Annotated in this window: 1 protein-coding gene; it reads left to right on the top strand. The window is 68.4% G+C overall.

Annotated features, from left to right (window positions below):
- The first annotated feature begins 1 nt into the window (after position 1).
- On the top strand, positions 2-13,144 hold the full coding sequence (locus tag LRS74_RS32195; RefSeq protein ID WP_277744319.1) for a type I polyketide synthase: 13,143 nt from the start codon (positions 2-4) through the stop codon (positions 13,142-13,144).
- Positions 13,145-13,181 lie beyond the last annotated feature (37 nt).

Raw genomic sequence — 13,181 nt, 5'->3', positions numbered from 1 at the left:
CATGGTGACTTCATCCGGTGAGAAGGTCGCCGATGCCCTGCGGGCATCCCTCAAGGAGATCGACAGGCTTCGCCGCAGAAACCAGAACCTGATCGCGGCCTCAACCGAACCGATCGCCATCGTGGGCATGTCCTGCCGCTACCCCGGCGGGGCGTCCTCCCCTGAAGCGTTCTGGGAGCTGCTGGCAGCCGGCCGGGACGCGGTCTCCGGGTTCCCGACCGATCGCGGCTGGGACCTCGAGGGACTTTATGACCCTGATCCGGATCAGCCGGGTAAGTCCTACGTCCGAGAGGGCGGGTTCCTCCACGAAGCGCCCGACTTCGATCCAGCATTCTTCGGCCTCTCTCCACGCGAAGCACTGGCCACCGACCCACAGCAACGGCTGCTTCTGGAAACGTCCTGGGAGGCGATCGAACGAGCCGGGATCTCCCCGGCCTCCCTCAAAGGCAGCCGAACAGGTGCCTTCGTCGGCTATGCGGGGCATGACTACGCCACACGGATCCAGAGCGTCCCGGACGGCCTCGAAGGCTACCTGGGAACCGGCAGCGCGAGCAGTGTCGCCTCCGGCCGGGTGGCCTACACCCTGGGGCTGGAAGGGCCGGCGGTCACGGTGGACACCGCCTGTTCCTCCTCCCTGGTGGCCCTGCATCTGGCGTGTCAGGCGTTGCGGGCTCGCGAGTGCTCCCTGGCCCTGGCCGGCGGAGCGACGGTGATGTCGGCGCCCTTCCGTTTCGTCGAGTTCAGTCGACAGCGGGGGTTGGCTCCCGATGGGCGGTGCAAGGCGTTCGCCGCGAGCGCCGACGGCACCGGCTGGGCGGAGGGTGCGGGCATGCTGCTCCTGGAACGGTTGTCCCAGGCGCAGCGCAACGGCCACCCGGTATTGGCGGTGGTACGGGGCACCGCGGTCAATCAGGACGGAGCCAGCAGCGGGCTGACCGCCCCGAACGGCCCGTCCCAGCAGCGCGTCATCCGCCAGGCCCTCGCCAACGCCGGACTCACCGCCGCCGATGTCGACGCCGTCGAAGCGCACGGCACCGGCACCACGCTGGGCGACCCGATCGAGGCACACGCCCTGCTGGCCACCTATGGCGCCGACCGCCCCGCCGAGCAGCCCTTGTGGCTGGGGTCGGTGAAGTCGAACATCGGTCATACCCAAGCCGCCGCCGGGGTGGCCAGCGTGATCAAAATGGTCCTGGCACTACGGCATGAGACGCTCCCCAAGACGCTGCACGTGGACGCGCCCTCCCCCCACGTGGACTGGTCGTCCGGAGCCGTTTCCCTGCTCGCTGAAGCACGACCGTGGTCCCCCGCCGGCCGGCCGCGCCGGGCGGGCGTCTCGTCCTTCGGCGTCAGCGGCACCAACGCCCACGTCATCATCGAGCAACCGCCCACACAGCAAGACCGCGCAGACCACGCACCTCCCAGCCAGGGCGACGAGGGGCACAAGCCGGTGCTGGCCCCCGTAGTGGTGCCCTGGCTCGTCTCCGGACGTGGCGAGCGGGCGGTGCGCGAACAGGCGAGCCGGCTACGGGCCCATCTGCAGAACCGCCTGGACCTTGAACCGCTCGACGTCGGCTGGTCCCTGGCCACCACCCGCGCGGTGTTCGAGCACCGCGCCGTCATCCTCGGTCGGAATCGCGACGAACTGCTCGACGGACTTCACGCGCTGGCCACTGGTGACCCCACAAGTCAGGTCGTCACCGGCAGCGCTACCGCCGCGGTAGGCAAGACGGTCTTCGTCTTCCCCGGACAGGGTTCGCAGTGGGCGGGCATGGCGGCCGATCTGCTCGAAACCTCGGCGGTCTTCGCGGAGCAGATCGATGCCTGTGAAGAGGCTTTCGCGCCTCACCTGAACTGGTCGCTGAGCCAGGTCCTACGGCAGACCGACGGCGCGCCCTCCCTCGAAGGAGACGATGTCATCCAGCCGGTGCTGTTCGCGGTCATGGTGGGCCTGGCCCGCATGTGGCAGGCATGCGGCATCCACCCCGACGCCGTCATCGGCCACAGCCAAGGCGAAATCGCCGCAGCCCACGTCGCCGGTGCATTGTCCCTGGCCGACGCCGCGGCGGTGGTCGCCCTCCGCAGCCGTGCCCTGTCACGTCTGGCCGGCCACGGCGCCATGGCCTCCGTCTCCCTACCAGAGACAGAAGTCGAGGAACGACTGACGGCGTGGACCGGCCGACTGGCCATCGCCGCCGTCAACGGCCCCCACAACATCGTGATCTCCGGTGAGCCGGAAGCGGTGGAAGAACTCCTGGCCGAGTGCGCCAAGCAGGATATTCGGGCCCGGCGTATCCCCGTCGACTACGCCTCCCACGGTCCGCAGGTGGAAGCGGTCGAGGACGAGATCCGCGACGCCTTGGCGTCCATCACCCCAGCCGCTCCCAGCATTCCGCTGCTGTCGACCGTCACCGGCCGGTGGATCACGGGGCGGGAGATGGACGCCGGCTACTGGTACCACAACCTCCGCGAACCCGTCCGGCTCGTCGACGCCCTCCACACCCTGGCGGCCGAGGGACACCACACCTTCATCGAAACCAGCCCCCATCCCGTCCTCACCCACACCATCCACGACACCCTCGACCCCACCCACGCCACCGAGCCGATCGTCATCGGCACCCTGCGCCGCGATGAGGACGGCCCCCGCCGCTTCCTCACCTCCCTCGCTGAAGCCCACACCCACGGCCTGCCCACCACCTGGGAACACCTCTACACCGGCATCAAGGTCCAGCGGGTCGACCTACCCACCTACCCCTTCCAGCGCCAGCGCTACTGGCTGGAGAGCGCCCCCCTCGCGGGGGATGTGTCAGCGGCAGGGATGCGGAGCACCAGTCATCCGCTGTTGGGGGCGGCGGTCCAACTCGCCGACAGCGACAGGTACGTCTTCACCGGGCGGCTCTCCGTCAGTACCCACCCCTGGCTGGCGGACCATGCCGTCATGGACACCGTCCTCCTTGCCGGCACAGCCTTCGTCGAACTCGCCCTGCACGCCGGGGCCGAGGTCGGTTGCCCCCACCTGGAAGAGCTCACCCTGCACGCCCCTCTTCTGCTGCCCGAGCAGGCGGGCGTCCAGGTGCAGCTCACTCTCGACCCACCCGACGACGACGGGCGACGCGCCCTCACCATCCATTCACGGGTGTCGGGCTCCGGCGACACATCCGACCAGGGCACCTGGGTCCACCACGCGGCCGGCATCGTGGTCAACGACGGCTCAGAGCAGGACGTCATCGATAGTGGGATGACGGGTAGCTGGCCTCCGGCCGATGCCGTGTGCCTGCCGACTGCCGACTTCTACGAGCGCTTGGCCGACGGAGGCTTCACATACGGTCCGGTCTTCCGGGGTCTGCAAGCCGCCTGGCGGCGAGGACAGGAGATCCTCGCTGAGGTCGCCCTGCCCGAAGAGCACACCCACCATGCCGACCACTACGCCGTGCACCCGGCGCTGCTGGACGCCGCCCTGCATGCCGTCGGCTTCACCCTCTCACCCGGCACGGAGCCCGGCCAACGCAGTCGGTTGCCCTTCTCCTGGCAGCACGTCCGCGTGCACACCACAGGAGCCACCGCACTGCGCGTACGGGTGAGCCCCGCCGCCGGGGACGCCGTAGCGGTGACGGTCGCGGATCCCACCGGGGCGCCAGTGGCCACCGTCCAAGCGCTCGTCACCCGACCTGTCACATCAGAACAACTCCACGCGGCCCGCCCCGTCTCGGCCCACGATCACCTGTACCAAGTGGAGTGGGCCAGCCTCCCCTCCACACAAGCTCCCATCGCCCCGACCGGGCAGTGGGCCATCGTCGGTGACGACCCCCTAGACCTGGCCACCGTGTTGAACGCCGGCGGAACACGCGTCGACACCCACACCGACCTCACCGCCCTGACCCACGCCCTCGACTCCGGCGCGACACCACCCGACACCGCCATCCTCACCGTCCACCACTGGCATGACCCCAGCACCACCAGCGACCTCGCCAACACCACACCGCTGCAAGCCGCACAGCAAACCGCAGTTCAGGTTCGGGCGGTGGCGTATCGGTTGCTTGCCTGGGTCCAGGCGTGGTTGGCCGAGCCGCGGTTGGCTGACACGCGGCTGGTCATCGTGACCCAAGGCGCGATCACCACCGGGCCCGACGAGCCGGCCCCCGACCTGGCCCACGCACCGGTGTGGGGTTTGATCCGCTCCGCGCAGGCCGAACACCCCGACCGATTCCAACTCCTCGACCTCGACACCCACCCCGCCTCCACCAGCCGCATCCCCACCGCCCTGTCCACCACCACCGAACCCCAACTGGCCTTGCGACACGGCACCCTCCACGCCCCGCGGCTGATCCGCAACACCCAGGCAGGGCTCCTCACCCCACCCGCCGACACGCCATGGCGGTTGGAGAGCACCACGAAGGGATCCCTGGACAACCTCGCCCTCATCCCCTTCCCCGAAGCCACCCAACCCCTCACCCCCGGCCAGGTCCGCATCGCCGTCCACGCCGCCGGAGTGAACTTCCGCGACGTCCTCAACACCCTGGGCATGATCCCCGGCGCCGGACCCATCGGCGTCGAAGGCGCCGGCACCGTCCTGGAAACCGCACCCGACATCACCGACCTGAACCCCGGCGACCGCGTCATGGGCCTCCTCCCCGCAGCCTTCGGACCCACCACCATCACCCAACGCCACACCATCACCCCCATCCCCACCACCCTCACCTACCCCCAAGCAGCCTCCATCCCCATCGTCTTCCTCACCGCCTACTACGCCCTCATCGACCTCGCCCACCTACGCCCAGGCCAATCCATCCTCATCCACGCCGGAACCGGCGGCGTCGGCATGGCCGCCATCCAACTCGCCCAACACCTCGGCGCCGAAGTCTTCGCCACCGCCAGCCCCACCAAATGGCACACCCTCCACACCATGGGACTGGACAACGCCCACATCGCCTCCTCCCGCACCACCGACTTCCGCGACCACTTCCTCACCACCACCCAAGGCCACGGCGTCGACATCATCCTCAACGCCCTCACCACCGACCTCATCGACGCCTCACTCGACCTCCTCCCCCACGGCGGCCACTTCCTGGAGATGGGCCGAACCGACCTCCGAGACCCCCAACACCTCACCACCACACACCCCAACATCACCTACCGCCCCTTCGACCTCGGCGAAGCCACCCCCGAACGACTACAACACATGCTCAACGAGATCCTGTCGCTCTTCCACGACGGCGCTCTCCAACCCCTGCCCATCACCACATGGGACGTCCGTCGCGGCATTGAAGCATTCCGACACCTGAGTCAGGCCCGCCACATCGGCAAGGTGGTCCTCACCCTGCCACCTGCCCCCTCATCACAGGCCACCCCCGCAGGAACAACCCTCATCACGGGCGGAACCGGCACCCTCGGCTCCCTCGTCGCACGCCATCTCGCCACCCACCACCAGGCCTCGCATCTGCTGTTGACCAGCCGCCGCGGACCCGACGCGCCCGGCGCCGCCGAACTCCGCACCGAACTCACCGAACTCGGCGCTCAGGTCACCATCGCGGCCTGCGACACCGCCGACCCCCACGCCCTCTCTCAACTCCTCGCCACCATCCCGCCCGAACACCCCCTCACCAGCATCATCCACACCGCCGGCACCCTCGACGACGGCATCCTCACCAGCCTCACCCCCCACCGCCTCGACACCGTCCTCCGCGCCAAAGTCGACGCCACCCTCAACCTCCACCACCTCACCCACCACACCAACCTCACCCACTTCACCCTCTTCTCCTCCGCCTCCGGCGTCTTCGGAGCACCAGGCCAAGCCAACTACGCCACCGCCAACACCTTCCTCGACGCCCTCGCCCACCACCGCCACACCCACCACCTCCCCGCCCACTCCCTCGCCTGGGGCCTGTGGGCCACCACCAGCGGCATGACCAGCCAACTCGACACCACCGACCACACCCGCATCAACCGCTCCGGCATCAACCCCCTCACCGACCAACAAGCACTCACCCTCCTCGACACCGCCACCCAAACCAACCAACCACTCCTCCTCCCCATCCACCTCCACACACCAACCCTCCGACAACAAGCCACCACAGGCACCCTCCCCCCACTCCTCCACAAACTCATCAACACACCCCGCCGAACAGCGGCCACAGCAATCAGCGGCACCTCATCCTCCGCACTCCACCAACGTCTGACGGGCCTCACTCACCCCAAGCGCGTCAGCACACTTCTGGAAGTCGTACGTGGGCACGCGGCAGCCGTACTGGGCCATTCGAGCCCCCAGAGCGTGGAGCCGGACCGTGCCTTCACCGAGTCGGGTTTCGACTCGCTCACCGCAGTCGAACTCCGCAACCGACTCAGCACAGCCACCGGACTTCGCCTGCCCTCCACCCTCCTCTTCGACCACCCCACCCCTCACACGCTCGCCGACCACCTCTGCACGGAACTGTTGGGGGCCCAGCGTGTGACGGCCCCGGTGGTGAGTACCTCCGCGTCCGCGGAGGAACCGATCGCGGTTGTGGGTATGGCTTGCCGCTTTCCGCAGGGCGCAACGTCTCCCGAGGCCTTGTGGGACCTGGTGGCGACGGGCGGCGACGGGATCGCAGGGTTCCCGACCGATCGCGGCTGGGACCTCGAGAAACTGTATGACCCCGATCCCGATAAGCCTGGCACGTTCTATGTTCGCGGAGGCGGGTTCCTCCACGACGCGGCCGAGTTCGATCCGGCGTTCTTCGGGGTTTCCCCGCGCGAGGCACTGGCGATGGACCCTCAGCAGCGACTGCTGCTGGAGACGTCCTGGGAGGCGATCGAGCGAGCCGGCATCGACCCGACCACGCTCAAGGGCAGCTCGACAGGCGTGTTCGCGGGAGTGATCCATCACGACTACGCCGCACGCATCCGGACCATCCCCGAGGAGCTCGAAGGGTACGTGGGAAGCGGCACCTCCGGCAGCATCGCCTCCGGCCGCGTCGCGTACACCATGGGCTTGGAGGGTCCGGCCGTCACCATCGACACCGCCTGTTCGTCGTCTCTGATGGCGTTGCATCTGGCGTGTCAGGCGTTGCGGGCCGGTGAGTGCTCCATGGCACTGGCCGGCGGCGTGACGGTGATGTCCACACCTCTGGGGCTGATCGAGTTCAGTCGGCAGCGAGCACTGTCAGTGGATGGGCGATGCAGGGCGTTCGCAGCGGGTGCGGACGGCACCGGATGGTCCGAGGGCGCGGGCATGCTCCTCCTAGAACCGCTGTCCCAGGCTCAGCGCAACGGCCATCAGATCCTGGCGGTCGTACGAGGCAGCGCGGTCAACCAGGACGGGGCCAGCAACGGTCTGACCGCACCGAACGGCCCATCCCAGCAGCGGGTCATCCGCCAGGCCCTGGCCAACGCCGGCCTCACGCCGGCCGACGTCGACGCCGTCGAGGCCCACGGCACCGGCACCACCCTCGGGGACCCGATCGAGGCCCAGGCCCTGCTGGCCACCTACGGTCAAGACCGCCCCACCGAGCAGCCACTATGGCTCGGTTCGCTGAAGTCCAACATCGGTCACACCCAGGCCGCGGCCGGTGTGGCGGGCGTCATCAAGATGATCATGGCCATGCGCCATGAGCTGCTGCCGAAGACGCTGCACGTGGACGCGCCCACCCCGCACGTGGACTGGTCCGCCGGAGCCGTGTCGCTGCTCACCGAGGACCGGCCCTGGCCCCGCACCGACCGGCCACGCCGAGCGGGCGTCTCCTCCTTCGGCGTCAGCGGCACCAACGCCCACCTCATCCTCGAACAACCCCCCACCTCCGAGAAGCCGACCGACTCCACACCACCCGAGCGGGGAGGTGAGCGGCAGAAGCCCGTGCGGGTGCTGGTATCGGAGGTGGTGCCCTGGCTGATCTCCGGACGGAGCGAAAGCGCGGTACAGGACCAGGCAGCGCGGCTACGGGCCCACGTACAGGAACGCCCTGAGTTGGACCCGATGGATATCGGCTGGTCCCTGGCCACCACCCGCACCACCTTCGAACGCCGCGCCGTCGTCCTCGGCCGCGACCGGGAGGAGCTGCTCGACGGCCTCGAGAAGCTGAGCGTCGCGGAACCGGCCGGACATGTGATCAGTGGTAGCAGCGGCACTGGATCGGGCAAGACGGTGTTCGTCTTCCCCGGCCAGGGCTCCCAATGGGCGGGCATGGCCATCGACCTGCTGGACTCCTCAGTGGTCTTCCGCGAGCAGATCGAAGCGTGTGAAGAAGCTCTGGCGCCTCATGTGGACTGGTCGCTGGGTGAGGTGTTGCGGCAGACGGATGGTGCGGCGTCGTTGGAGCGGGTGGATGTGGTCCAGCCGGTGCTGTTCGCGGTCATGGTGGGCCTGGCCCGCATGTGGCAGGCATGCGGCATCCACCCCGACGCCGTCATCGGCCACAGCCAAGGAGAGATCGCCGCAGCCCATGTAGCCGGTGCACTGTCCCTGGCCGACGCCGCGGCGGTGGTGGCCCTCCGCAGCCGCGCCCTCGCCCGCCTGGCCGGCCACGGCGCCATGGCCTCCGTATCCCTGTCAGTTGACGAGGCCGAGGAACGACTGGCCGCCTGGCAGGGGCGACTGGCCATCGCCGCCATCAACGGCCCCCACACCGTGATCGTCTCCGGCGAACCGGAAGCGGTGGAAGAACTCCTCGCCGAGTGCGCCAAGCAGGACACCCGCGCCCGCCGCATCCCCGTCGACTACGCCTCCCACGGCCCCCAGGTGGAAGCAGTCGAGAACGAGATCCGCGACACCCTGGCGTCCATCACCCCGACCTCGCCCAGCATCCCTCTCCTGTCCACCGTCACCGGCCGGTGGATCACGGGGCCGGACATGGACGCGGGCTACTGGTACCGCAACCTGCGCCAACCCGTTCGGCTCGTCGACGCCCTCCACACCCTGGCAGCCGAGGGACACCACACCTTCATCGAAACCAGCCCCCACCCCGTCCTCACCCACACCATCCACGACACCCTCGACCCCACCCACGCCACCGATGCTGTCGAGCCCCTGGTCATCGGCACCCTGCGCCGTGACGAGGACGGCCCCCGCCGCTTCCTCACCTCCCTCGCCCAAGCCCACACCCACGGCCTGCCCACCACCTGGGAACACCTCTACACCGGCACCAAGGTCCAGCGGGTCGACCTACCCACCTACCCCTTCCAGCGCCAGCGCTACTGGCTGGATGTTCCTGCGGAGAAGGGGGATGTGTCTGCGGCGGGTCTGGAGGAGTCGGGGCACCCGCTGTTGGGTGCGGCTGTCCAGTTGGCGGGGTCCGATGGGTTTGTGTTCACCGGGCGTCTGTCGTTGGCCACGCATCCGTGGTTGGCTGATCACGCGGTGATGGACACGGTCCTGCTGCCGGGCACGGCCTTTGTCGAGCTGGCGCTGCACGCCGGTGGCGAGAGTGGTTGCCCCCATCTGGAGGAGCTCACCCTCCACGCTCCGCTCGTTCTCCCTGATCAGGCGGGTGTGCAACTCCAGCTCACCCTGGATCCACCCGACGACGACGGGCGACGCACGCTCACCATCCACTCGCGGGTGCATCCGGTCAGCGGTGAGAATGTCGATGAGAGCCTGCCATGGGTCCGCCACGCCACCGGGACTCTCGCCAGTGAGACCCCCGTGGTCGCCTCCACCTGCGCGCCGCTGGACGGAACATGGCCGCCGCGCGACGCCGAGCCCCTCCCCGTCACCGATCTTTACGACCGTCTCGCCGGTCATGGCCTTCAGTACGGCGCTGCGTTTCGGGGTTTGCGGGCTGCTTGGCGTGTGGGTGATGAGGTGTTCGCTGAGGTCGTTCTCCCCGAGGACCAGGCGCAGCTTGTGGGTGGTTTTGGGGTGCATCCGGCGTTGTTTGATGCGGCGTTGCATGCGATGGGGTTGTTGGTTCCGGTGGGGGTGTCGGGGGGTGTGGGGGGTAGTCGGTTGCCGTTCTCCTGGCAGCGGGTGTCGTTGCACGCTGCTGGGGCTGGGGCTGGGGCTGGGGCTGTGCGGGTGCGGGTGACTCCGACGGCTGCGGATGCGGTGTCGTTGACGATGACCGATGCCGCGGGTGCTGTGGTGGTGTCGGTTGCCACGTTGGTCACTCGTGTGATCACTCCCGAGCAGCTCCAGGCGGCCCGACCTGCCACCTCGCGTGATCATCTCTATCAGGTGGAGTGGACCGCGTTGCCCTCCACAGGGGTGGCCACTTCTGGGCAGGGGCACTGTGTTGTTGTCGGTGATGACTCGTTGGGCCTGGCCACCGCCCTGCCCGGCACAGGGGGCGTCCCCGTCGACACCTACCAGGACATGCCCACCCTCCTCCACGCCCTGGACACCGGCGCCACCCCGCCCTCTACCGCCATCCTCACCGTCCACGACTGGCACCACACCACCACCGAGCCCCACACCAGCCCCGACACCGGTGGCGACAACGACAACGGTGATGCTGGTGGTGGTCTGCCGGGGTGGGCGGTCGCGGCGCGGGAGACGGCCGGGCAGGTTCGGGCGGTGGTGTATCGGTTGCTTGGCTGGGTGCAGGCGTGGTTGGCCGAGCCGCGGTTGGCTGCTACGCGGCTGGTCATCGTGACCCAAGGCGCGATCACCACCGGGCCCGATGAGCCTGCCCCCGACCTGGCCCACGCACCGGTGTGGGGTTTGATCCGTTCCGCGCAGGCCGAGCACCCCGACCGTTTCCAACTCCTCGACCTCGATACCCATCCCGCCTCCACCAGCCGTATCCCCACCGCCCTGTTCACCACCACCGAACCTCAACTGGCGTTGCGACACGGCACCCTCCACGCCCCGCGGCTGATCCGCAGCACCCAGGCAGGGCTCCTCACCCCACCCGCCGACACGCCATGGCGGTTGGAGAGCACCGCGAAGGGATCCCTGGACAACCTCGCCCTCATCCCCTTCCCCGAAGCCACCCAACCCCTCACCCCCGGCCAGGTCCGCATCGCCGTCCACGCCGCCGGAGTGAACTTCCGCGACGTCCTCAACACCCTGGGCATGATCCCCGGCGCCGGACCCATCGGCGTCGAAGGCGCCGGCACCGTCCTGGAAACCGCACCCGACATCACCGACCTGAACCCCGGCGACCGCGTCATGGGCCTCCTCCCCGCAGCCTTCGGACCCACCACCATCACCCAACGCCACACCATCACCCCCATCCCCACCACCCTCACCTACCCCCAAGCAGCCTCCATCCCCATCGTCTTCCTCACCGCCTACTACGCCCTCATCGACCTCGCCCACCTACGCCCAGGCCAATCCATCCTCATCCACGCCGGAACCGGCGGCGTCGGCATGGCCGCCATCCAACTCGCCCAACACCTCGGCGCCGAAGTCTTCGCCACCGCCAGCCCCACCAAATGGCACACCCTCCACACCATGGGACTGGACAACGCCCACATCGCCTCCTCCCGCACCACCGACTTCCGCGACCACTTCCTCACCACCACCCAAGGCCACGGCGTCGACATCATCCTCAACGCCCTCACCACCGACCTCATCGACGCCTCACTCGACCTCCTCCCCCACGGCGGCCACTTCCTGGAGATGGGCCGAACCGACCTCCGAGACCCCCAACACCTCACCACCACACACCCCAACATCACCTACCGCCCCTTCGACCTCGGCGAAGCCACCCCCGAACGACTACAACACATGCTCAACGAGATCCTGTCGCTCTTCGAGGACGGGGCGCTGACGCTGCTACCGACCAGGACCTGGGACGTCCGTCGCGGAATCGAAGCGTTCCGACACCTGAGTCAGGCCCGCCACATCGGCAAGGTGGTCCTCACCCTGCCACCTGCCCCCTCATCACAGGCCACCCCCGCAGGAACAACCCTCATCACGGGCGGAACCGGCACCCTCGGATCTCTCGTCGCCCGTCACCTCGCCACCCACCGCCAAGCCTCGCATCTGCTGTTGACCAGCCGCCGCGGACCCGACGCGCCCGGCGCCGCCGAACTCCACACCGAACTCACCGAACTCGGCGCCCACGTCACCATCGCGGCCTGCGACACCGCCGACCCCCACGCCCTCTCCCAACTCCTCGCCACCATCCCGCCCGAACACCCCCTCACCAGCATCATCCACACCGCCGGCACCCTCGACGACGGCATCCTCACCAGCCTCACCCCCCACCGCCTCGACACCGTCCTCCGCGCCAAAGTCGACGCCACCCTCAACCTCCACCACCTCACCCACCACACCAACCTCACCCACTTCACCCTCTTCTCCTCCGCCTCCGGCGTCTTCGGAGCACCAGGCCAAGCCAACTACGCCACCGCCAACACCTTCCTCGACGCCCTCGCCCACCACCGCCACACCCACCACCTCCCCGCCCACTCCCTCGCCTGGGGCCTGTGGGCCACCACCAGCGGCATGACCAGCCAACTCGACACCACCGACCACACCCGCATCAACCGCTCCGGCATCAACCCCCTCACCGACCAACAAGCACTCACCCTCCTCGACACCGCCACCCAAACCAACCAACCACTCCTCCTCCCCATCCACCTCCACACACCAACCCTCCGACAACAAGCCACCACAGGCACCCTCCCCCCACTCCTCCACAAACTCATCAACACACCCCGCCGAACAGCGGCCATTGCTGATCAAGGCGGCACGGCCTCCGCGATGTATCAGTCGTTGGCGGAGCTCGCCCCTCCCCGACGCGTCGCCGCGCTGCTCGACACCGTATGCACCCATGCCGCCGCGGTTCTCGGTCATCCGCACCCCGAAGCGATCGACAAGAGCCGCGCTTTCACCGAGTCCGGTTTCGACTCGCTCACCGCAGTCGAACTACGCAACCGACTCAGCACAGCCACCGGACTCCGCCTGCCCTCCACCCTCCTCTTCGACCACCCCACCCCGACCACGCTCGCCGACCACCTGTGCACAGAGCTCTTCCCCGAGTCCGCGGAGACCTCAGCGTTGGTGCTCGACCAACTCGACCAGTTGGAAGAAGTCGCGACGTCACCCGACACAGAAGAGGACGTCCGGACGAAGGTACGGATCCGGCTTCAAGGAATCCTTTCGAAGCTGGCCGGCCATCACCAGCACACTCAGGCGAGCGCCGTTTCGGAAAGGATTCACTCGGCTTCTGCCACCGAGGTTCTCGAATTCATCGACAAGGAATTCCGCCGAACCAGCAGCTGATCCCTCGACGCACCTGACACCCGGAGTGGGGTTGATT

It is taken from the genome of Streptomyces sp. LX-29, from assembly GCF_029541745.1.
In the GTDB taxonomy this organism is placed as follows: Bacteria; Actinomycetota; Actinomycetes; order Streptomycetales; family Streptomycetaceae; genus Streptomyces.
Note: the sequence above shows the minus strand (reverse complement) of the source record. Positions and strands in the feature narration are given on the sequence as shown.